The 20473-nt window shown below is 58.9% G+C and carries 23 protein-coding genes and 1 other RNA gene; 21 read left to right on the forward strand and 3 right to left on the reverse strand.

Features of this window, described 5'->3' with window-relative positions; all coding sequences use genetic code 11:
* The first annotated feature begins 7 nt into the window (after positions 1-7).
* From DXT96_RS09420 to DXT96_RS09450, 6 genes are all read left to right on the forward strand, one after another.
* Entirely contained in the window at positions 8-385 is a 378-nt protein-coding gene (locus tag DXT96_RS09420) for a cell division protein ZapA (RefSeq protein ID WP_153514420.1), read from the forward strand.
* Between the two features lie 79 nt (positions 386-464).
* Positions 465-623: non-coding RNA, 6S RNA (ssrS, locus tag DXT96_RS09425), on the forward strand.
* A 230-nt stretch (positions 624-853) separates the two neighbouring features.
* Positions 854-2116, forward strand: a complete 1263-nt coding sequence (locus DXT96_RS09435) for a hemolysin family protein (RefSeq protein WP_174374019.1) — start codon at positions 854-856, stop codon at positions 2114-2116.
* Complete coding sequence (locus DXT96_RS09440) at positions 2116-2733, forward strand: 5-formyltetrahydrofolate cyclo-ligase (protein WP_153514422.1); 618 nt, start codon at positions 2116-2118, stop codon at positions 2731-2733. The genes DXT96_RS09435 and DXT96_RS09440 overlap by 1 nt, the downstream gene beginning before the upstream one ends.
* Positions 2734-2803: 70 nt before the next feature.
* Positions 2804-3628 (forward strand): TIGR00282 family metallophosphoesterase, encoded by an 825-nt coding sequence (locus DXT96_RS09445; RefSeq protein ID WP_149899505.1) that lies wholly within the window; start codon positions 2804-2806, stop codon positions 3626-3628.
* Between the two features lie 117 nt (positions 3629-3745).
* Positions 3746-4588, forward strand: a complete 843-nt coding sequence (locus DXT96_RS09450; RefSeq protein WP_153514423.1) for an MBL fold metallo-hydrolase — start codon at positions 3746-3748, stop codon at positions 4586-4588.
* A gap of 52 nt (positions 4589-4640) precedes the next feature.
* Here the strand turns inward: DXT96_RS09450 and DXT96_RS09455 are convergent, their stop codons facing one another.
* On the reverse strand, positions 4641-5144 hold the full coding sequence (locus DXT96_RS09455) for a pyridoxamine 5'-phosphate oxidase family protein (RefSeq protein ID WP_149899503.1): 504 nt from the start codon (positions 5142-5144) through the stop codon (positions 4641-4643).
* A gap of 197 nt (positions 5145-5341) precedes the next feature.
* Here DXT96_RS09455 and DXT96_RS09460 point away from each other — a divergent pair, with 197 nt between their 5' ends.
* The gene (locus tag DXT96_RS09460; RefSeq protein ID WP_149899502.1) at positions 5342-6088 is read left to right on the forward strand and encodes a YebC/PmpR family DNA-binding transcriptional regulator; all 747 of its coding nucleotides are present in this window, start codon (positions 5342-5344) and stop codon (positions 6086-6088) included.
* A 54-nt stretch (positions 6089-6142) separates the two neighbouring features.
* On the opposite strand, the gene DXT96_RS09465 is transcribed toward DXT96_RS09460, so the two are convergent.
* Together DXT96_RS09465 and DXT96_RS09470 are read right to left on the reverse strand one after the other, a co-directional pair.
* Positions 6143-7144 (reverse strand): LLM class flavin-dependent oxidoreductase, encoded by a 1002-nt coding sequence (locus tag DXT96_RS09465; RefSeq protein WP_153514424.1) that lies wholly within the window; start codon positions 7142-7144, stop codon positions 6143-6145.
* A 126-nt stretch (positions 7145-7270) separates the two neighbouring features.
* A complete protein-coding gene (locus DXT96_RS09470) occupies positions 7271-9580 on the reverse strand; it encodes a methyl-accepting chemotaxis protein (protein ID WP_153514425.1) in 2310 nt (769 codons plus the stop codon).
* Between the two features lie 249 nt (positions 9581-9829).
* Between DXT96_RS09470 and ruvC the strand changes: the two genes are divergently transcribed.
* From ruvC to ybgF, 14 genes are all read left to right on the forward strand, one after another.
* Positions 9830-10342: a crossover junction endodeoxyribonuclease RuvC gene (gene ruvC, locus DXT96_RS09475; protein WP_003523217.1), complete on the forward strand. Its 513-nt coding sequence runs from the start codon at positions 9830-9832 to the stop codon at positions 10340-10342.
* A 29-nt stretch (positions 10343-10371) separates the two neighbouring features.
* On the forward strand, positions 10372-10989 hold the full coding sequence (gene ruvA / locus DXT96_RS09480) for a Holliday junction branch migration protein RuvA (RefSeq protein ID WP_153514426.1): 618 nt from the start codon (positions 10372-10374) through the stop codon (positions 10987-10989).
* 128 nt (positions 10990-11117) lie between these two features.
* Entirely contained in the window at positions 11118-12158 is a 1041-nt protein-coding gene (gene ruvB, locus DXT96_RS09485; protein ID WP_153514427.1) for a Holliday junction branch migration DNA helicase RuvB, read from the forward strand.
* Between the two features lie 52 nt (positions 12159-12210).
* Positions 12211-12429, forward strand: coding sequence for a DUF2945 domain-containing protein (locus tag DXT96_RS09490; protein WP_153514428.1), 219 nt, complete (start codon positions 12211-12213; stop codon positions 12427-12429).
* A gap of 36 nt (positions 12430-12465) precedes the next feature.
* A complete protein-coding gene (locus DXT96_RS09495) occupies positions 12466-13044 on the forward strand; it encodes a DinB family protein (RefSeq protein WP_153514429.1) in 579 nt (192 codons plus the stop codon).
* Positions 13044-13571 carry an NUDIX hydrolase gene (locus DXT96_RS09500; RefSeq protein ID WP_153514430.1) on the forward strand — a complete coding sequence of 176 codons (528 nt, stop codon included), beginning with the start codon at positions 13044-13046 and terminating at the stop codon, positions 13569-13571. The genes DXT96_RS09495 and DXT96_RS09500 overlap by 1 nt, the downstream gene beginning before the upstream one ends.
* Entirely contained in the window at positions 13568-14104 is a 537-nt protein-coding gene (locus DXT96_RS09505; RefSeq protein ID WP_153514431.1) for an NUDIX hydrolase, read from the forward strand. The genes DXT96_RS09500 and DXT96_RS09505 overlap by 4 nt, the downstream gene beginning before the upstream one ends.
* Positions 14101-14541, forward strand: coding sequence for a tol-pal system-associated acyl-CoA thioesterase (ybgC, locus tag DXT96_RS09510; RefSeq protein WP_045019133.1), 441 nt, complete (start codon positions 14101-14103; stop codon positions 14539-14541). The genes DXT96_RS09505 and ybgC overlap by 4 nt, the downstream gene beginning before the upstream one ends.
* Positions 14542-14802: 261 nt before the next feature.
* Positions 14803-15522 (forward strand): protein TolQ, encoded by a 720-nt coding sequence (tolQ, locus tag DXT96_RS09515; protein WP_003497570.1) that lies wholly within the window; start codon positions 14803-14805, stop codon positions 15520-15522.
* A gap of 61 nt (positions 15523-15583) precedes the next feature.
* Positions 15584-16045, forward strand: coding sequence for a protein TolR (tolR, locus tag DXT96_RS09520; RefSeq protein ID WP_003506238.1), 462 nt, complete (start codon positions 15584-15586; stop codon positions 16043-16045).
* Between the two features lie 9 nt (positions 16046-16054).
* A complete protein-coding gene (locus tag DXT96_RS09525) occupies positions 16055-17224 on the forward strand; it encodes a cell envelope integrity protein TolA (RefSeq protein ID WP_153514432.1) in 1170 nt (389 codons plus the stop codon).
* Positions 17225-17244: 20 nt separating this feature from the next.
* On the forward strand, positions 17245-18552 hold the full coding sequence (gene tolB / locus DXT96_RS09530; RefSeq protein WP_149899493.1) for a Tol-Pal system beta propeller repeat protein TolB: 1308 nt from the start codon (positions 17245-17247) through the stop codon (positions 18550-18552).
* 210 nt (positions 18553-18762) lie between these two features.
* Complete coding sequence (gene pal / locus DXT96_RS09535; protein WP_153514433.1) at positions 18763-19293, forward strand: peptidoglycan-associated lipoprotein Pal; 531 nt, start codon at positions 18763-18765, stop codon at positions 19291-19293.
* 158 nt (positions 19294-19451) lie between these two features.
* Positions 19452-20456 carry a tol-pal system protein YbgF gene (ybgF, locus tag DXT96_RS09540; RefSeq protein ID WP_153514434.1) on the forward strand — a complete coding sequence of 335 codons (1005 nt, stop codon included), beginning with the start codon at positions 19452-19454 and terminating at the stop codon, positions 20454-20456.
* The last annotated feature ends 17 nt before the right edge of the window (positions 20457-20473 follow it).

The raw sequence follows: 20473 nt of genomic DNA on the forward strand, positions 1-20473 counted from the left end.
CGGTTTCATGGCGCAAGTCACTGTTATGATCGACGGCAAGGCCTATCGCATGGCGTGCGAGGCGGGGCAGGAAGATCACCTGACCGACCTTGCGACGCGTTTCGACCGTTATGTCGGGCACCTCAAGAGCCAGTTCGGTGAAATCGGTGATCTCAGGCTCACCGTCATGGCCGGCATCATGGTGATGGATGAGCTTTCCGAAATCAACCGCAAGCTCGAGAAGCTGGAAGGCGAAGTTGCCTCCCTTTCCCGCAACCGCGATGGCATGGCCGAGCACAAGGCGAAATCGGACGAGATGGTGGCGCTTGCCATCGGCGATCTGGCTGAGCGCCTGAACGGGATAACCGACAAATTGCTGGCCCGGCCGAAGCCCGCAGCGCATTGACTGGCTGAAGAGTTCTGAGGCGGCAAAATTTCGCACCGCGCCCTCTGGCGGTTTTCCCCGATCCGTCCTATATCTTGAAGGCGTTCTGCGCTTCCCGACAGGAACCACAATCCCTGGGGCCATACTCGATCCAAAGGGAGCTGTCCCTGGCCAGTCCCGTGGGGCTGGACACACGGTGCCCACCTACATTTGTAGGCACCCAGGATCGTAAATCTCCATCGGTCGCCGTGGATCGCACTTGAAGTTTTGGGTTAACCCCGGTTCTTCACCTGATTATTTTATCGTCGACAGTTATTTTTCACTGCTGCCGGATGCGGCTTTTTTACATTGCCGTCATTGCAATAGCGGAACAATTCCCTATTATCCGGATTGGTATGTCTGTCATGTCCTTTTATATAAAGGGCGCTGCGGCCAAAACCGCGACGTGCCGTTCAACAGCCCAAAGAGCTAAACTTGTTTACTGAAATTATGATCGTGGTCCTGCTCACCGTATTGAACGGTGTGCTTGCCATGTCCGAGCTTGCCGTTGTCTCCTCCAGACCGGCGAGGCTCAAGGTGCTTGCCGCGCAAGGCAGCAGGGGCGCCACCATGGCGCTCGGCCTTTCCGACAATCCCGGACGTTTTCTTTCCACGGTGCAGATCGGCATCACGCTGGTTGGCGTTCTCTCCGGCGCATTTTCCGGCGCCACACTTGGCGCCCGTTTCACCTCATGGCTTCTGGAGCAGGGCGTTCCTGATCGTGCTGCCGATGCAATCGGTGTCGGCTCAGTCGTCATCGCCATCACATATCTGTCGCTGATTGTCGGCGAGCTGGTGCCCAAGCAGATCGCCTTGCGCGATCCTGAAAAGATTGCCGCTCGTGTCGCGCCCACCATGGTGATGCTTTCGCGGGTTGGCGCGCCGCTGGTGTGGTTGCTCGACAGATCCGGCAAGGCTGTTCTGGCCCTTCTCGGCCATAGTGGTGAGTCAAACGCCTCGGTGACCGACGACGAAATCCGCACCGTTCTGGCCGAGGCGCACAGCGCCGGCGTGATCGAAACCGAGGAATCGGCGATGATCACCAGCGTCATGCGCTTGGCGGACCGCAATGCACGCGGCTTGATGACGCCGCGCCGCGATGTGGAAGTGGTCGATATCGAAGACAGCGCGGAGGAAATCCGTGAGCAGCTTCGCCAGACGCAGCGTTCGCGCCTGCCGGTACGCAACGGCGCTTCCGATGAAATTCTCGGCGTGCTTTTCGCCAAGGACGCCTTTGATGCGCTTGCCTCCGGCAAGGAGCTGGATGTCCGCGAGCTTCTGCGCGAAGTTCCCGTTGTCTCGGACCTGACGAGTGCTGTGGATGTAATCCAGTCTCTGCGCCGTTCCACGGTGCATATGGTGCTGGTATACGACGAATACGGCCATTTCGAAGGCATCGTCAGCTCCGGCGACGTTCTGGAGGCCATCACCGGTGCCTTCCAGGAAGATAACGACGAGGAGCCGGCCATGGTCGAGCGCGAGGACGGTTCGTTCCTTGTCGCCGGCTGGATGCCGGCCGACGAGTTCGCTTACCGCATGGGCTTCCAGATTGACGAGGATGCCGAGTTCGAGACCGTTGCCGGTCTGGTGCTGGATGAGTTCCGTCGTCTGCCGGAACTGGGCGAGCATATCACTCGCAACGGCTGGCGTTTCGAAGTCATCGACCTCGACGGCCATCGTATCGACAAGGTGCTCGTGAGCCGGGCCGCCTGATGTCTGGCGACATTGCCGAAAAAGCGAGACTGCGCGGCGAAAGGCTTGCCGCGCGCGATGCTCTGACGTTAGCCGAGCGGCAGGAAAAGAGCCGGGCGATCACCGCCAATGGCGCATCCGCCATCCCCTTTGCGCCGGGCGCGATCATTTCCGGTTTCATGCCGATCCGTTCCGAGGCCGATGTCCGGCCGCTGATGGAGGCGCTGCGGACGAGGGGAGGGCGTCTTGTGCTTCCCGTTGTCCTGGACCGCGAAACCATCGTTTTCCGCGCCTTTGACGCGGATACCACACTGGTGAAGACCGGCTTCGGCACGACCGGGCCGGGGGCGGATGCGGATGTTCTCGATCCGGATATTCTGCTCGTGCCGCTGTCTGTTTTCGACGGTCAGGGTCAGCGTATCGGTTATGGTGCGGGCCACTATGACCGCGCCATTGCGCGATTGCATGGCAAGGGTCGGAGCCCCGTTCTCATCGGTGTCGCCTTTGATTGTCAGGAAGTACTGTCGGTGCCGGCGGAGCCACATGACGTGCCGCTTGATGCAATTCTGACGGAGAGCGGCCTGCGGTGGTTTTCCGCACGGCGGTCGATGCTCGATCAAGGGCAAAAGGCGCTTTAACACTTTTTAAAACACGGATTACCCGCTAGAGGGACGCAATCCAAAGAACATACGCAAAACGAGGCGGTGAATGAGACTTCTTTTTCTCGGAGATATGGTGGGCAAGACCGGACGCACGGCGGTCTGGGACAGGTTGCCGGGGCTGATTTCCGATCTGAAGCTCGATTTCGTCATCGTCAACGGTGAAAACGCCGCCGGCGGTTTCGGCATTACCGAGGATATTTATCTCGAGACCATTAATGCCGGCGCCGATGTGGTGACGACGGGCAACCATGTCTGGGACCAGAAAGAAGCGGTTTCCTTCTGCGAGCGCCATGACCAGTTCCTGCGGCCCGCCAATTATCCTGACGGTACGCCGGGCAAGGGCTCTGGCATTTTTTACGCCCGCAACGGCGCACGTATCCTCGTCGCTAACATCATGGGGCGGGTGTTCATGCATCCCGAGCTTGATGATCCCTTCAAGTCGGCCGAGACTATTCTTGCCGCCTGCCCGCTGAAAGAGCAGGCCGACGCCATCATTTTCGACTTCCATGCTGAGGCGACCAGCGAAAAGCAGTGTTTCGGCCATTTCGTCGATGGCCGTGCGAGCTTCGTCGTCGGCACCCATACGCATGTTCCGACGGCGGATGCGCAAATCCTCAATGGCGGCACCGCCTATATGTCGGATGCCGGCATGTGCGGTGATTATGACAGCTCACTCGGCATGGAGAAAGAAGAGCCGATCAACCGCTTCATCTCCAAGATGCCGAAGGGGCGTTTTGAGGCGGCAAGCGGGCCTGCGACGATCTGCGGCGTCGGCGTCGAGATTTCCGACCGTACTGGCCTCGCTGAAAAGATTGCGCCGCTGCGCATCGGACCGCGGCTTGCCGAAACCCTACCGTCTTTCTGGGCCTGACCTTCCTTTAGCGATGCTCACAATGACGAGATTGTGAGCGTTCCCGCCACTCTTGCAACTGGACGCCCGGCAAAACCTGTCCCATCCTCCGAGCCTTCGCAAGTTCAGGAGAGTGGCATGATGCTGCGCGTGCTAATGCTTGCAATAACGGGATTGCTCACCTGCGCGGGAGCGGCCTTCGCCCAGACGGAAAGCCGCCCGCCCGTCAGCCAGTGCCAGGCGATTGCCCGCAATATTCCCGGTGTGATGTTCGCCAGTTTCAATCCACCTGGCGTTCAGCTTGCTCAGGCAACGGCTAGGGAAGAGGTGAAGATCAGCTTCATCGGCCATTCCACCTATCTCATCGAAAGCCCCGGCGGTGTGACGATTGCCACCGACTATAACGGCGTCTACCGCCCGCCCGTCACGCCGACGGTGGTGACGATGAACCGGGCGCATTCGACCCATTTCACCCTGAATCCGGATCCGGCCATTCAACACGTGCTGCATGGCTGGAGTGATACGCCGGGAGAAAAGGCCGAGCACAAGGTTCTGGTGGGAGATGTCTATATCCGCAACGTCGCGACCGATATCCGCAACCGCTGGGGTGACTACGAATCCTTCCAGGAAAACGGCAATTCCATCTTCATCTTCGAAGTTGCAGGACTTTGTATCGGCCATCTCGGCCACCTGCATCATGAATTGACGGATACGCATTACGCTGAGATTGGACGTCTGGATGTGCTGATGGTGCCGGTGGATGGCGGTCTGACCATGGGAGCCGACAGCATGAGCCGGGTCGTGAAGCGTCTGCGCTCAGCGCTCATCCTGCCGATGCACCGTACCGGGGCGCCGCTCGAGCAATTTCTGACCATGTTCGGCGAAAGTTTCCAGATTGCCTATGCCACCGATCCGGTAATCCGGGTTTCGATGAGAAACCTTCCCCGCCAACCGCAGATATTGGTGCCCAAGGGCATGTAGTCTGGCGACGGGCGAGGAAGGCCGGGGGGGAGCCGATAAATCGGGGGCGGAACTAGGCGAAGGAAAGATGTTGGCGGACGCCGACATCCGGTGTCTTGTCATCCGACATGTTGGCCTTGGCGATTTCCCAGCCGAATTTCAGCGTGCTGTCGGTCGAGGCCCAGATATCAGCATCATCGACATGAAGCGCCAGCATCGTCAGCTGCGGATCGGTCTTGCCATGCTCGAACCAGGCGGCGGTGACAGAGTTCCAGTACTCGTCGATCTTCGACCTGTCGTCACGCGTCTCCAGAACTCCGGAAAGGCAGGCGTGATAATCATGATCCTTGCCGATGACGCAGAAATGCGCGCGTGAGCCGGACTTCAGCGATTTCACAAGATCGGTGTCTTTTTTGGAGAAAAACCAGATGGTGTTGGTCTTTGGGTCAGCATGAGGCGCCATGGGCTGCATGTGGTTGTGCAGGCCCTCGAGACCGAGCATGCCGGCATGGACGGAATTGATTTCGTCCCAGAGCTGACGGGCCGGGGCTTCTCGTGCTTCAGTCAGGCTGACCATATGTTTTCTCCTTCCGGTCTGATGCTGCGACGGGGAGAAAACCATCTCCTCATCTGCTGCGTTCATGATCAAAACGAGGAGCGGATAAATCAGTTCCTTCTATTGTTCACGGAAGAGAAAGTGCCTGCGGGGTTGAACGACAGGCGTATCGCACTTATAAGGCCCGCAATCTCCAAATTTAGGCAATCAGGTTTTCCATGGCTGGTCATTCACAGTTCAAGAACATCATGCACCGCAAGGGCAAACAGGACTCCGTTCGGTCCAAAATGTTTTCCAAGCTTGCGCGTGAAATCACCGTTGCGGCAAAAACGGGCATGCCCGACCCGAACATGAACGCACGCCTGCGTCTGGCAATCCAGAACGCCAAGGCCCAGTCCATGCCGAAGGACAATATCGAGCGCGCCATCAAGAAGGCTTCCGGTGCAGACAGCGAAAACTACGATGAAGTCCGTTACGAGGGTTACGGCCCGGGTGGCGTTGCCGTCGTTGTTGAGGCCCTGACCGACAACCGCAACCGCACCGCCTCCAACGTACGCTCCATCTTCACCAAGGCTGGCGGCGCACTCGGCGAAACCGGCTCGGTGTCCTTCTCCTTCGACCGCGTTGGCGAAATCACCTACAAGGCGGAAGTTGGGGATGCCGACAAGGTTATGGAAGCGGCCATCGAAGCGGGTGCTGACGATGTCGAATCTTCCGAAGACGGCCACACCATCATCTGCGGTTTCGAAGCGATGAACGAGGTTTCCAAAGCGCTGGAAGGCGTGCTTGGCGAAGCCGAAAGCGTCAAGGCCATCTGGAAGCCGCAGAACACGGTGCCAGTGGATGAGGAAAAAGCGCAGTCGCTGATGAAGCTCATCGACAATCTCGAAGATGATGACGACGTGCAGAGCGTCTATTCCAACTTCGAGGTTTCCGAAGAAATTCTCGCCAAGCTTTCCGCCTGACGTTTCAGATTTAAAAAAAAGCCCCGGCAGCGTTTTCGCTCCGGGGCTTTTTGTTTAGGCGGCCTTCCTGATGGAACTTCGCACATCGGCGAAAATTTCCACGGAACGCAGCCGTTTTTCGATGTCATGGATCGGCATCGATACGATCAGTTCGTCTGCCTGCGTTTCGGCAAGGAAACCACCGAGATGGCGCTCGATCGTTTCCGGCGAGCCAACTGCGGCGAAACGCAAAGTGTGCTCCACCGAGAAACGCTCCATTTCATTCCAGTAATCATCCATGCTGTGCACCGGCTTCGGGAAAGGGGTGCGCACGTTGCGGCGCAGATTGACGAATTGCTGTTGCGACGAGGTGAAGAGATGTTGCGCTTCCTCGTCCGTCTCAGCGCCGACACCCATCACACCCACCATCACATAGGGCTTGTCCAGCACCTCTGAAGGCTGGAAGCGCTCGCGATAGATATGGATCGCTTCCATCAGCATGTCAGGGGCAAAATGTGAGGCGAAGGAATAGGGCAGGCCAAGTGCCGCGGCGAGATGCGCGCTGTAGGTGCTGGAGCCAAGCAGCCACAGTGGCACGTTGGAATTCATGCCCGGCACGGCGAGGATCGCCTGATCCTGCTGCGGCGGGCCGAGGTAACGCTGCAGTTCGATGATGTCCTGCGGGAAGTTTTCCGCACCGGCATCGAGGTTGCGACGCAACGCGCGTGCCGTGCGCATATCGGTTCCGGGTGCACGGCCGAGACCAAGATCGACCCGGCCGGGCAGCAGCGCCGCTAGCGTGCCGAACTGCTCGGCAATGACGAGAGGTGAGTGGTTGGGCAGCATGATGCCGCCGGAGCCGACACGGATATGTTTCGTGGCTGCCCCCACATGGGCGATGACGAGCGATGTCGCAGCACTGGCAATACCCGGCATGCCGTGATGTTCCGCCAGCCAGACGCGGTTATAGCCGTGGTCTTCGGCCTTGATTGCCATGCGGCGGGAATTTTCAAGCGCCTCACTGACGCTCTCGCCTTCGCCGATGGGCGAAAGGTCGAGAATGGAAAAGGGGATCATCCGACGCTCCTGCGTAAATTCAAATCTTTGCTGCGGATGTAAGGCGCGTGTCCCGATTTACCATAGAAGTCGCATAGAATTGATGGATGGTTCAAAAAAATTGGGGCCTCCGAAGAGGCCCCTTACTCAGCCGGCCCGCCGGAATTGACGGGTTTTGCCGTGTCCCGCCGCCTGCCCGTCAGTGGCCAGCACGAATTGTCCGAGCCTGCCGTCCATCTCGCCCGCTTCGGAAGCGAGGTTATGAATGGCGGCCGTCGTTTCCTCCACCATGGCGGCATTTTGCTGGGTCATGGTGTCGAGGCTGGTGACGGTGCCATTGATTTCCGCAAGCGTTTGCGCTTCCTCGCGGGTCGATTCCATTATCTCCTCGATGCGGGAACTGATGGTCTGTACATGCTTGCCGATGCCGGTGAGTGACGCGCCCGCCTTTTCGACTAACACAACACCTGCGGAAACCTCGTCGGTGGAGCGTTTCAGCAGGCTGGAGATTTCCTTGGCGGCGGCGGCTGAACGCTGTGCCAGTTCGCGGACTTCCTGCGCCACGACGGCAAAACCCCTGCCGGCGTCGCCAGCGCGGGCGGCTTCCACACCCGCATTCAATGCGAGAAGGTTGGTCTGGAAGGCAATTTCATCGATGACGCCGATGATCTGGTTGATCTGGCGCGATGAGGTCTGGATCGCCTCCATGGCGGCGATGGTCTGCTCCATCACGCGGCTGGATGCCGTCGCTTCCGTGCTGGCGTCATGGGCGATCCGCGTTGCCTGTTCGGCACGTTCGATCTGGTCGCGGACGGCCTCTGTGATGGCCTTGATGGCGCTTGCCGTCTCGGTAATGGAGGCTGCCTGCCGCTCGGTGCGCTCCGCCAGCTGGTCGGCGCCCACTCGCATTTCTTCGGAGCCGCCACGAACGGCTGTGGAATTGCCGCCGATGGCCTGCATGGTTTCGCTCAGCCGGGCAAGCGCCGTATTGAAGTTGTGGCGCAGGCTTTCGAGATCCTCGGGGAATACGGTGTCGATACGATAGGCAAGATTGCCATTGGCCAGCCGGTCCAGACCTTCGTCCAGAGACTGCACGACCATCTGCAGTGCACCGGCCTCGGCCTCGCGCTGCTCAAGATGTGCACGGCGGGCTGCTTCGGCTTCCTCCTGCGTGCGCGCTGCGGTCTCTTCCATCTCCCGCTGCAGAATTAGCTTTTCACGGAAACTGCCGAGCGCCCGCGCCATGCGGCCGATCTCATCCTTCCGGTCCTGATTGCCAATTTCCGCATCAAGACGACCTGCCGCCACCTCGCCGGTCAGCCCGGCGAGCTTTTCCAGCGGGGCGAACAGGCGGCGCGCAAAAAAGGCCGTCGCCGCGCACATGGCGGCCAGAACGCAAAGGCCGATCACGGCAAGTGTGCCGGCAATCGAGATGGAACCCGCGTTCAACTCGCTGCGCAACATGCTTTCGACGGCGAGATATTTTTCACCTGCAAAGGAGAAGGGACGGGCATAGGCATTGGCCTCACCATCCGGGCGGTCGATTTTGGCAATCGTCATGCCGGTGGCGTTCAGCGCCTGTCCATGGAAACCGTAGATTGCCGGGTCGAGACCGATGAGCTTTTCGCCCTGCTCGCCCAAAACCTTGCCATCGGCCGAGATGATTGCCGATTGTTCGGAGCTGCCGGCCGCGATGCCCTTTGCGAGTATCTGGCTGAACACGTCTTCCTTGACGCGGAAGAGGACGATGCCCTTGAAGGCACCGAACTTGACGACCGGAACGCCGAAATAAATACCGGCCTCTTTTGTTGCTGTGTCGATCCGCAAGCCGGAGAAACTGGTTTGTGCCATGTCGTTGACGGCTTTTTCGGCATTCGCGGTGCCGCGTGCAAATGCCGCGCCGAGGCCGCTTTCCGCCCAGACGCCGCCGGTCACGGTTTCCGCAAAGGCCGCTCCCTTCAGATAAGAGTAATAGACCGTGCCGGCTGGATCGATGAAGAGGATGTCGCTGAACGGCGTTCCCTGCAGATATCCGCCGATATCCGTCTGGGTCTTTTCATGGGTCGAATAATAAAAGCCGCTTGGGCTTTCCGGCTTGATCAGCTTTTCCTTTTCACCAAAGGGATTTTCCCTGACGAAAACACGCTGCAGTTCCGCTTTTGCGTCACCGGAATTCTTCTGTACGGTCGCCCAGCCGCTGCGCATGGAAACAACAGCCATTTGCAGTGCTTCGATCTTGGCGATGGAGTCCGCCTGCGTCTTCAGCTGTTCAAGGCGTTCCTGAAGCATGTCGCCACGGAAGACGAGAATGCTCTCCATGGATCTCGACGCCTGTTCTGCGAGAACGCCACTGCTGCTTTGATAACCGAGCAGCGTCAGAGCCCCGGTGGAGATCGCCATCAGCGCCAGGAAAATCACCAGCACTTTGGTGGATATGGAATGAAAACGATTCAGCATGGCCGAAGCAGCCCCCAATGCCGGATCAGTTCCCACGCCATGCATGAATGGCGCCATCGGACGGCTGATATGGCGAACATATTGTGCTGCGGATCATCATGTCCGCAGCTCCCCTTTTGTTGGTTTTGTGGGGGAACAATGCGGTACGTGGTTTAAGCAGAGGTAAATGCTGCATTGCAAATTTGATCAATGTTGTCGTTTTGTTCACTTATCGCTGGCAGGGTCACCACCGGAAAGATAAGGTAACTCATGCAAAAGACGATTCGAATCATCGGCATCGATCCCGGACTGCGGCGCACCGGCTGGGGTGTGATCGACACCCTCGGCAACAGCCTGCGGTTCGTCGCTTCCGGCACGGTAACCTCGGATGGCGATATGGATCTCGCCTCCCGCCTCTGCCAGCTGCATGACGGGCTGGCGGATATCGTGCACAGTCACCAGCCCGATGAGGCCGCGGTGGAGCAGACTTTCGTGAACAAGGATGCCGTGGCTACGCTAAAACTTGGCCAGGCGCGTGGCATTGCCATGCTGGTGCCGGCACGGGCGGGATTGCCGGTCTTCGAATATGCGCCGAATGCGGTCAAGAAAGCCGTCATTGGCGTCGGGCATGGTGAAAAGCAGCAAATTCACATGATGCTGAAAATCCTGATGCCGAAGGCCGAATTCAAGGGTAACGATGCGGCGGACGCGCTCGCCATCGCCATCTGCCACGCCCATAATCGCGGCGGTGACAGGATGCGGCGGCTTCTGGCGGCCGGTTGAATATAAGGTCTCATTGAGCGGGCGGCATCATGATCGGAAAACTGAAGGGCAGCATTGAGGAAATCGGCGCGGATTATGTGCTGGTGGACGTGCACGGCGTCTGTTACGTCGCCTATTGTTCGGCGCGCACACTGTCGAAAATCGGTTCCGCCGGAGAGGCGGTGGTGCTGTTCATCGAAACCTACGTGCGCGAGGACCAGTTGAAGCTGTTCGGCTTTCTCTCCGCACTGGAGCGGGAGTGGTTCAACCTGCTGCAGAGCGTGCAGGGGGTTGGCTCGAAAGTGGCGCTGGCCGTCTTGTCCACCCTGTCGCCCTCCGAACTCGCCAATGCGATCGCGCTTCAGGACAAGGTGATGATTTCGCGTGCGCCCGGCGTGGGGCCGAAAGTGGCGGTTCGTCTCGTGACGGAACTTCGCAACAAGGCGCCCGCTTTCGCCGGGGATGCTGCGGCGTCCATCGGGCTCAAGCAGGAACTTGGGGAAGGCGTCGCCTCCGCGCCGGTTGCCGATGCGGTCTCCGCGCTCACCAATCTCGGCTATTCGCGTGACCAGGCCGCCAATGCGGTTGCCGCCGCGCTGAAGAATGGCGGGGAGGGCGGCGATAGCGCCAAGCTGATCCGGCTGGGGCTGAAGGAACTTTCGCGGTAAGAATGGCTTGGCAGGCGGGCGTGGAGCGCAGGCCTATCCTGAATTTCGTGAAGCGCCTTGTTGCGATACTCATGATATAGCGGCGACGGTTACCTAATGAATTCGGCTATAACAATGGAATGCCCTGAATGAGCGATGCGGAGAGACTGATTACCCCGGAAAAGCGCGGTGAGGATATCGACACCACGCTACGCCCGCAGTCGCTGGACGATTTTACCGGCCAGGCAGAGGCCCGCGCCAATCTCAAGGTGTTTATCGAGGCCGCCAAGAACCGGGGCGAGGCGCTGGATCACGTGCTGTTCGTCGGCCCTCCCGGTCTCGGCAAGACGACGCTGGCGCAGATCATGGCCAAGGAGCTCGGCGTCAACTTCAAATCCACGTCAGGGCCGGTCATTGCCAAGGCGGGTGATCTTGCCGCACTTCTCACCAATCTCGAGGAGCGCGATGTCCTCTTCATCGACGAAATTCACCGCCTCAACCCAGCGGTGGAAGAAATCCTCTACCCCGCCATGGAGGATTTCCAGCTCGACCTCATCATCGGCGAGGGGCCGGCGGCGCGCTCGGTGAAGATCGACCTTTCCAAATTCACCCTTGTTGCCGCCACTACCCGCCTTGGCCTGCTGACGACACCGCTGCGCGACCGTTTCGGCATTCCTGTCCGGTTGGCCTTCTACACGGTCGATGAGCTGGAACTGATCGTCCGGCGTGGTGCGCGGCTGATGGGGCTGAATATGACCGATGGCGGTGCGCGGGAGATCGCAAGGCGCGCGCGGGGTACGCCGCGCATTGCCGGTCGGCTTTTGCGCCGCGTGCGCGATTTCGCCGAGGTGGCGCGGGCAGAAGCTGTTACACGCGAGATTGCCGACGAGGCTTTGACGCGGTTGCTGGTCGACAATATGGGCCTCGACCAACTGGACATGCGGTATCTGACCATGATCGCCGTCAATTTCGGCGGCGGCCCGGTCGGCATCGAAACTATCGCAGCTGGCCTTTCTGAGCCGCGCGATGCCATCGAGGACATCATCGAGCCCTATATGATCCAGCAGGGTTTCATCCAGCGCACACCGCGCGGGCGCATTCTGACTGCAACCGCCTGGAAACATCTCGGCATGCAGCCGCCGAAGGATATCGAGGCCGCGCAGTTCCGGCTGACGCTGGAAGACGATTGAGGGAACAAGCCCGGCATGCCGGCATTTGATCGTCTTTGGTAAGGAGATGATTATGTCGGCATTTCGCATAGGAACGACAGTTCGCTGGAACTGGGGCCGTGGGACAGGCGAAGGTAAGATTGTCGAGACCTTCACTGATGACATCGAGCGCGTAATCGCCGGCTCCAGGATCAAGCGGAAGGCCAGCAAGGACGAGCCCGCTTTTTTGATCGAGCAGGAAGACGGCGCAAAGGTTCTGAAAAGCCGATCGGAGCTTGAGCGGGCCGATTGAAGGACGCCGTCAATCGGCGACAAGGGAGGGACGCTGATGGCTTACGATCCGCTGCGGGTTTTCTGCAAACTCGCACGTAACAACCGGCTGGCCAATTTCCGGCTTCATCAGGCTTGCTTCGGACTTTCGCAGGAAGCGTTGATCGCACACCGTGTCAGTTTCTTCCCGACGCTGAGGGCAACGCTGAACCACATCTACATCGTAGACCGCTTTTATATCGATGCCCTGCAAGGCGGGACGCTCGGTCCGGCCGCCTTTGCGCAAGTGGAGCCCTTCGCCACGGTGGCGGAACTGCGCATTGCCCAGGCGGAGCTTGATGAAACGCTGATCGCATTTGTCGATGGTTTAGATGAAGACGGCCTCGCCACCTCCGTTAATATCCATCGTGGCGCACGCATCCAGCAGGATCGGTGCGATGATGTCCTCTCTCATCTTTTTCAGCACCAGACGCATCATCGTGGACAGGCGCATGCGATGTTGTCCGGCACCGGGATCAAACCGCCTCAGCTCGACGAATTCATTGTGGGAGACGATGCGAAGGCAAGAAAAGACGAAATGGATGCGTTAGGATGGACGGAAACCGATTTGATGTTTCCAGCCGGCAGGTCCAGATAATGACGCATGACAGCAAAAGCCAAGACACCCGCATCCGCATGAAGTTCAAACCGAAGCGCATCTTCCAGATGCGCGTTGCGGGACTTGCGTTTCGCGATGGCCATGTGCTGGTGCATCGCGCATCGCACGAAAAATTCTGGACCTTTCCGGGTGGTCGTGCCGAGATGGGCGAGCGTTCTGACGAAACGCTTGCGCGCGAAATGGTTGAAGAGCTAGGCGTCGAGGCCAAGGTCGGGCGGCTTCTCTGGGCGGTTGAGAATTTCTTCCATTATGAAGGCAGGGACTGGCACGAACTCGGTTTTTATTACCTGATGGACCTGCCGGAGACACTGGCCTTTCATCCGACCGACATTATTCACCGCGTTCAGGATGGCGACAATGAACTGGAATTCCGCTGGGTCGCGGCAACCCGTGAGGCATTGACGGAACTCGACATTCCGCCCTATTTCATCGCCGACGAAATCGAGCACCTGCCGCAGACCACGAGACATCTCGTCTGGCATGACGGCGATCTGGATGACAAATGACTTCTGCCTCTGAACGCCACATGATCCGGCTAGACCGGAAGCCGCAGCTTTTCAGCATGCGCGTGGCGGCACTGATTTTCCAGAATGATCATGTTCTCGTTCAGCGCGGTGCTGGCGACAGCTATTGGGCCTTGCCGGGCGGACGGGCGGAAATCGGCGAAAGCTCCCAAGAAACCATCATCCGCGAAATCGGCGAGGAACTTGAGCGGGACTGTTCAGTCGAGCGTCTTTTGTGGTCCGTCGAAAATTTTTTCACCTATGGTGATTACGCAGCGCATGAGCTGGGATTTTATTATCTGATTTCGCTTCCTCAGCCTTTGCCGTTCCACGGGAGCGACATCGTGCATCGGGTGCTGGATGGCGTCGAAGTGGAGTTCCGCTGGCTTGCCGCCAAGCCCGCCGCCTTGCTGCAAAATGATCTCCGACCCCGGTTTATCGCAGAACGGATCGAGGCGCTGCCTCCGTTGCACGAGCATCTTATCATCCGCGAAGGTCGGGCTCGTGCAGCCGAAATTCTCAAGGAGACATTATGAGCGAGCTTGTGGTTTCGCTTTCCGGCGAACTCATCGAACATGGGCACCGCCTGACGCAGCGGGTCTATTATGAGGACACGGATTTCTCCGGTCTCGTTTATCACGCGCGTTATCTGCATTTCCTCGAGCGCGGACGCACCGATTATCTGCGTTGTCTCGGCTGCGAGCAGAGCGCTCTTTTGACCGCTGACGAAGAGGGCCTTGTCTTCGTCGTTCACCGCATGGAAATCGATTTCAAGACCCCGGCGCGTATGGATGATGTGCTGACGATCACCACCGTGACTGAAAAGGCCGGTGGCGCGAAAATGGTGCTCAATCAGGAAATCCGGCGTGGCGAAACATTGCTTGTTGCGGCCAAGGTCATCATCGCCGTCATCAATGCCAATGGCCGGCCAAGGCGTCTTCCGGAGACGGTGGCGGAAAAATTCCTGAAGTAATTGAGGGGCCGGTCCAGTAAATCCATGCAGCGTGGCGCGGTTGTAACACTCCTTTAACCATAATGGTGTCTTACTTTAGCAACTGGCATTTGTGCGGCGCACGCCTTCCTTTCACCAAATTTATTGGCAAGTAAGGCTTACTGGCAAGTATCGGGGTATGGCAAAGGGGTTGACGGCTGCGGCCGCATGACTTCGAGCGTTAACACGCGTTTGAATCGCCCGGTCCCGTACCGGGCGTTTGGATTCGGGGATTGGATATTTATGGAACAGGCAGGTTTGGCAGCGGCGACGCACGATGTAAGTCTCTGGGCACTGTTTATGCAGGCGGGCCTCATCGTGAAGCTCGTGATGATCGGACTGATCGCCGCCTCGGTCTGGACGTGGGCGATCGTCTTCGACAAATATGTGAGCTTCGGCAAGGCAAAGCGCCAGTTCGACCAGTTCGAACAGGTGTTCTGGTCGGGCCAGTCGCTTGAGGAGCTTTATCGCACACTGGCGGAACGCCAGAATGGCGGTCTTGCGGCAATTTTCGTTTCCGCCATGCGGGAATGGAAAAAATCATTCGAACGCGGCGCGCGTTCGCCCATCGGTCTGCAGATGCGCATCGACCGGGCAATGGATGTGACGATTGCGCGTGAAGGCGAACAATACGAGGCCCGGCTCGGTTCGCTGGCCACCATCGGTTCGGCAGGCCCCTTCATCGGCCTCTTCGGTACGGTTGTGGGTATCATGACCTCGTTCCAGGCGATTGCCGGTTCGAAGTCGACCAACCTTGCGGTCGTGGCGCCCGGTATCGCCGAAGCGCTTCTGGCAACGGCCATCGGCCTTGTCGCGGCTATTCCCGCGGTTATCGCCTATAATAAGTTCACGGCCGATGCGCATAAGCTTTCCGCCCGCATGGAAGGTTTCGCCGACGAGTTCTCCGCGATCCTGTCGCGCCAGATCGATGAAAAACTTCAGACACGGCAGGCCGCCCAGTAAGCGGCCGCGCAACTTGCATGCCGTGCAGTAATTTGCCGCAAGGCAAAATGGAGTAAATAGTATGGGTATGTCAGCAGGTGGCAGCGGCGGCGGTTCCGGTGGACGCCGGGGTGGGCGCGGCGGACGGCGCAAAGGCGGCGCGATCAGCGAGATCAACGTGACGCCGCTGGTCGACGTCATGCTCGTGCTGCTCATCATCTTCATGGTGGCGGCACCGATGATGACGGTCGGCGTGCCGATCGATCTGCCGCAGACATCCGCCAATGCGCTGAATTCGGACACGCAGCCGATCACGATTTCCGTCAATGCCAATGGCCAGATCCATTTGCAGGAGACCGAAATTCAGGCGGCCGAGGTGGCCGACAAGCTGCAGGCAATCGCCACGACAGGGTATAACGAACGTATCTTCGTGCGCGCGGATTCCGTAGCTGCATACGGCGTCGTCGCCGATGTGATGGCGCGTATCCAGGCGGCGGGCTTTAAGAATATCGGCCTTGTGACCCAGCAGAAACAGGACAATTGACGTAAAACGATGAAGGGCAGCATCACCACATCCGCGATCGTGCATGCGTCGCTTCTGGCTTTCGCCCTGGTTTCCCTGGGTTCGCCGGAGCCCCTTGACGTGTCGCAGGCCGAGGCCTTGCCGGTGGAACTGGTGCCCATCGAGGAATTGACGCAGATCCAGCAGGGCGACAAGAACGCGCCGAAAGCTGAAAAATCGGCTCCTGTTCCGACTACACGTCCTGACATCATCGAAAACGCCCAGAATATCGGCAATAACACGGCCGATATCGAAGCGCCGCCGACGCCGACGACCAAGCCGAATGACAATATGGCCGCCGCTGCTCCGCCCAAGCAGGAAAAGCCGCAGCCGGTCGTCGATACCAAGGCGAATGAAGTAAAGGAAATCGTCAAGGAAGAAACCTCGGCTCCGAAGCCGCAGGAAATGGCCGCCTTGCCGCAGACCAAGCCGGAAATTACGCCGCAGCCGAAGACGGAACCGCCGCCGCAGGAAACCAAGGCGGAAGAACCGCCGCCGGCCACTCAGGAGCCGGCCGAGATTCCCGTGCCGCAGAACGTGCCGCGCCCGAATTCCCGCCCCGAACCGCCAAAGCCGGAAGAGCCGAAGCAGGCAGAAACCAAGCCTGCCGAGCAGAAACCGGCTGAAAAGCCGGCCGAGACCAAGCCCGATCAGGCAAAGTCCACCGACAAGCCTTCCGACAAGAAGCCGGGCGAGAAGAAGCAGGAAACTGCGAAATCCGCCTCGTCCAAGGAAAGTGATTTCAACGCCGACGACGTTGCCGCCCTGTTGAACAAGCAGGCGCCTTCCGGTGGCGGAGCGAAGCGGTCGACACAGACGGCGTCGCTTGGCGGGAAAAAGACGACGGGCGGTTCGACGCTCAGCCAGACGGAAATGGATGCGCTGCGTGGTGCGATCCAGAAGAACTGGCAGATCATTCCCGGCATGGCGGATGCCTCGGACGTTCGCGTTCGGGTCACCATGAAGCTCGATCGTGATGGAACCATCATCGGTCGGCCCGAGATTGAGGCGACGGGTGGTTCCGAAGGAACGCGCCGTGCTCTTTCCGGCGGAGCTTATCGCGCCATCATGCGTTCTGCTCCGTTCACGAACCTTCCTGCCGACAAATATGACGCATGGAACGAAGTCGTTGTGAACTTCGATCCCAGTGAATTGCTATGAATGCTGAAAGGCCTGGCAACATGAAGATATTTTCGCCGATCCGGCTGGTGCTCGCTGTTGCGGCCCTCATGTCGGTTTTCTCCGCACCGGCTTTTGCGCGGGTGGAAATCAACATCAACAAGGGTAACGTCGAGCCCTTGCCCATCGCCATTACCGATTTCATATCCGGAGATGGCATCGGTGCGCAGGTTTCCGCGGTGATCGCGGCCGACTTGCAGCGCTCGGGCCTGTTCACACCGGTCAACAAGAGCGCCTTTATCGAAAAGATCACCAATCCGGATCAGCAGCCGCGTTTCGAGGACTGGAAGGTCATCAATGCACAGGCGCTTGTGACTGGCCGCGTAACGCGTGAAAGCGATGGTCGTCTGCGTGCCGAATTCCGTCTCTGGGATTCGTTCGAGGGCAAGCAGATCGCGGGCCAGCAATTCTTCACCCAGCCGGAAAACTGGCGGCGTGTCGCGCATATCATCGCGGATGCGATCTATGAGAGCATTACCGGCGAAAAGGGTTACTTCGACACCCGCGTCGTTTTCGTCTCCGAAAGCGGCCCGAAGACGGCCCGTAAGCGCCAGCTGTCGATCATGGATCAGGACGGTTTCAACGTCCGCAACCTCACCAATTCGAACGACATCGTTCTGACGCCGCGTTTTTCGCCGAACCGCCAGGAAGTGACCTACATGTCCTTCGAAGGCCAGCAGCCGCGGGTTTACCTGCTGCAGCTGGAAACCGGACAGCGCGAAGTGGTCGGCAATTTCCCGGGCATGACGTTCTCGCCGCGCTTCTCCCCCGATGGCCAAAAGGTCATCATGAGCCTGCAGCAGGATGGCAACGCCAATATCTACACCATGGATCTGCGCTCGCGCACCACGACCCGCCTGACGAACACGTCGGCGATCGATACGGCTCCGTCATTCTCGCCAGACGGCCAGCGCGTCGCCTTTGAAAGCGACCGTGGCGGTCGTCAGCAGATTTACGTGATGAATGCGGATGGTTCCGGCCAGCAGCGCCTTTCTTTCGGCGACGGTTCTTATTCCACCCCGGTATGGTCGCCGCGCGGCGATCTGATCGCCTTCACCAAGCAGTCGGGCGGCAAGTTCTCGATCGGTGTGATGAAGACCGACGGTTCGGGTGAGCGCATTCTGACCAGCGGTTTCCACAATGAAGGCCCCACCTGGGCGCCGAACGGCCGCGTGCTGATGTTCTTCCGCCAGAATGCCGGTGCCGGCGGCCCGCAGCTCTATTCGATCGATCTGACGGGCTACAATGAACAGCTCATCAAGACGCCGACCTTTGCTTCAGACCCGGCATGGTCGCCGCTTCTGGACTGATATTGACTGCCATGACGGCGCCGGCAACTCCGGCGCCGTCATGTTTTACGCATGCCACACGGGAAAATGCCTCGTTCTTGCCGCAAAGTGTTGTGAGGGAGCAAAAAAGTGGGACGTTTCCTTTCTGTTAACCATAAGTGTTTGCCGGCTATTAACCGCGATCAGTTAGTGTCTGGCAACGTTATTGAAATTTCCAAGGAGAGACCGGCGATGAGCCGTACAAACATTTCGGCACTCAGCCCGATGCAGAAACTGGCCCGTAACCCGGCTGTTATCGCCATGACTCTCGCGCTTGCTCTCGCAGGCTGCGCGAAGAAGAACATGCCGAACAACGCCGGTGAACTCGGTCTCGGTGGCGCGGGTTCCGCAACGCCGGGCTCCCAGCAGGACTTCACGGTCAATGTCGGCGACCGCATCTTCTTTGACACGGACTCGACCTCGATCCGCGCCGACGCGCAGCAGACCCTGCAGCGCCAGGCACAGTGGCTTGCCCGTTACCCCAACTACGCGATCACGGTCGAAGGCCACGCCGACGAACGCGGTACGCGCGAATACAACCTGGCGCTCGGCGCCCGTCGTGCCGCTTCGACCCGTGACTTCCTGGCTTCCCAGGGCGTTCCGGCTAACCGCATGAAGACGATCTCCTACGGCAAGGAAAAGCCGGTCGCAGTTTGCGACGACATTTCCTGCTGGTCGCAGAACCGCCGCGCCGTGACGGTTCTCGGTGGCGCGGGCATGTGATTGCCTGACGTTATTGTGATCTCGAATGGAAGGCGGTCTTCGGGCCGCCTTTCGTTTTTTTCATAGTTTGGCCGAAGTTAAGTTGCTTTTTTGGTTGATATGGAAAAAATCCGGCTTGCATCATTCCGGTGCAAATCAGTTAAGGCAGGACGAATGAGATGAAGAAACTTGTCGTGGCGGGAATGCTGGGGCTTGCAGCCTGCACCGGTCTGAGCGGCATCGCCGTTTCGGGTCCGCTGTTCGGTGCGGGGGGTAGCTTCGGCACGATCAACTCTCAGCAAGCTCCGATTGTGCGGGTTCAGGCCAATGAAGCCTATAAGGTTCAACAGCTTGAAGAACAGATCCGGCAGCTCAACGGCCGTATCGAAGAAATGAGCTTCCAGCTTCTGCAGATGCAGGAAACGATCCGCAAGGCGCAGGAAGACAACGAATTCCGCTTCCAGGAACTGGAAAGCGGGAATGCCGGCGGCAAAAGCGCGAGCCCGACGGCGCCGAAAAAGAAGGCGGAGGCCAGTCCGGTAAGTCCGGCCACGCCGCCGACCGACGACGTTGCAACGATCATCGAAACGCCACCCCAGGGTGGCGCTTCCGTTTCTCCGTCTGCCCCGACAAATGCACCGGGGGAGACCACGCTCGGTTCCATTGAGCTTGACTCCAAGGGAATGCCTGTCGGTGGTACGCTCAATCAGGGTGCCAACAATTCTTCCGGCAACCTTCCCGGTGTGACGACCGGCAATACGCCGCGCAAGACGACCGATCCGGTCAATACGGCAGCGCTGACCAGCGAAAGCGATATCTATCAGGCCGCTTATGGCCATGTTCTTTCCGGCGATTACAGGCTGGCGGAGCAGGGTTTCCAGCAGTACCTGCAGGGTTACCCCAAAGGCACCAAGGCCGCGGATGCGAGCTTCTGGCTGGGCGAGGCGCAATATTCACAGGGCAAGTTCAACGAGGCGGCGAAAACCTTCCTCAACGGCCATCAGACCTATGGCAAATCTCCGAAAGCCCCGGAAATGCTGATGAAGCTCGGCATGTCGCTTGCAGCTCTCGACAATACCGAAACCGCCTGCGCCACGTTGCGTGAGGTGCCTAAGCGTTACCCCAGTGCGTCGAAGACCGTGCTGAACAAGGTTGCGAGCGAACAGAAGCGACTGAGCTGCTGATTTTTCTCCTGCCATGA

It is taken from the genome of Agrobacterium sp. ICMP 6402 (genome assembly GCF_009498615.1).
In the GTDB taxonomy this organism is placed as follows: domain Bacteria; phylum Pseudomonadota; class Alphaproteobacteria; order Rhizobiales; family Rhizobiaceae; genus Agrobacterium; species Agrobacterium burrii.

What these genes read in the sequence shown, in the direction of transcription:
- DXT96_RS09420 (WP_153514420.1), top strand. Translation starts at nt 8, where the DNA reads ATGGCGCAAGTCACTGTTATGATCGACGGCAAGGCCTATCGCATGGCG.
- DXT96_RS09435 (WP_174374019.1), top strand. Translation starts at nt 854, where the DNA reads ATGATCGTGGTCCTGCTCACCGTATTGAACGGTGTGCTTGCCATGTCC.
- DXT96_RS09440 (WP_153514422.1), top strand. Translation starts at nt 2,116, where the DNA reads ATGTCTGGCGACATTGCCGAAAAAGCGAGACTGCGCGGCGAAAGGCTT.
- DXT96_RS09445 (WP_149899505.1), top strand. Translation starts at nt 2,804, where the DNA reads ATGAGACTTCTTTTTCTCGGAGATATGGTGGGCAAGACCGGACGCACG.
- DXT96_RS09450 (WP_153514423.1), top strand. Translation starts at nt 3,746, where the DNA reads ATGATGCTGCGCGTGCTAATGCTTGCAATAACGGGATTGCTCACCTGC.
- DXT96_RS09455 (WP_149899503.1), bottom strand. Translation starts at nt 5,144, where the DNA reads ATGGTCAGCCTGACTGAAGCACGAGAAGCCCCGGCCCGTCAGCTCTGG.
- DXT96_RS09460 (WP_149899502.1), top strand. Translation starts at nt 5,342, where the DNA reads ATGGCTGGTCATTCACAGTTCAAGAACATCATGCACCGCAAGGGCAAA.
- DXT96_RS09465 (WP_153514424.1), bottom strand. Translation starts at nt 7,144, where the DNA reads ATGATCCCCTTTTCCATTCTCGACCTTTCGCCCATCGGCGAAGGCGAG.
- DXT96_RS09470 (WP_153514425.1), bottom strand. Translation starts at nt 9,580, where the DNA reads ATGCTGAATCGTTTTCATTCCATATCCACCAAAGTGCTGGTGATTTTC.
- ruvC (WP_003523217.1), top strand. Translation starts at nt 9,830, where the DNA reads ATGCAAAAGACGATTCGAATCATCGGCATCGATCCCGGACTGCGGCGC.
- ruvA (WP_153514426.1), top strand. Translation starts at nt 10,372, where the DNA reads ATGATCGGAAAACTGAAGGGCAGCATTGAGGAAATCGGCGCGGATTAT.
- ruvB (WP_153514427.1), top strand. Translation starts at nt 11,118, where the DNA reads ATGAGCGATGCGGAGAGACTGATTACCCCGGAAAAGCGCGGTGAGGAT.
- DXT96_RS09490 (WP_153514428.1), top strand. Translation starts at nt 12,211, where the DNA reads ATGTCGGCATTTCGCATAGGAACGACAGTTCGCTGGAACTGGGGCCGT.
- DXT96_RS09495 (WP_153514429.1), top strand. Translation starts at nt 12,466, where the DNA reads ATGGCTTACGATCCGCTGCGGGTTTTCTGCAAACTCGCACGTAACAAC.
- DXT96_RS09500 (WP_153514430.1), top strand. Translation starts at nt 13,044, where the DNA reads ATGACGCATGACAGCAAAAGCCAAGACACCCGCATCCGCATGAAGTTC.
- DXT96_RS09505 (WP_153514431.1), top strand. Translation starts at nt 13,568, where the DNA reads ATGACTTCTGCCTCTGAACGCCACATGATCCGGCTAGACCGGAAGCCG.
- ybgC (WP_045019133.1), top strand. Translation starts at nt 14,101, where the DNA reads ATGAGCGAGCTTGTGGTTTCGCTTTCCGGCGAACTCATCGAACATGGG.
- tolQ (WP_003497570.1), top strand. Translation starts at nt 14,803, where the DNA reads ATGGAACAGGCAGGTTTGGCAGCGGCGACGCACGATGTAAGTCTCTGG.
- tolR (WP_003506238.1), top strand. Translation starts at nt 15,584, where the DNA reads ATGGGTATGTCAGCAGGTGGCAGCGGCGGCGGTTCCGGTGGACGCCGG.
- DXT96_RS09525 (WP_153514432.1), top strand. Translation starts at nt 16,055, where the DNA reads ATGAAGGGCAGCATCACCACATCCGCGATCGTGCATGCGTCGCTTCTG.
- tolB (WP_149899493.1), top strand. Translation starts at nt 17,245, where the DNA reads ATGAAGATATTTTCGCCGATCCGGCTGGTGCTCGCTGTTGCGGCCCTC.
- pal (WP_153514433.1), top strand. Translation starts at nt 18,763, where the DNA reads ATGAGCCGTACAAACATTTCGGCACTCAGCCCGATGCAGAAACTGGCC.
- ybgF (WP_153514434.1), top strand. Translation starts at nt 19,452, where the DNA reads ATGAAGAAACTTGTCGTGGCGGGAATGCTGGGGCTTGCAGCCTGCACC.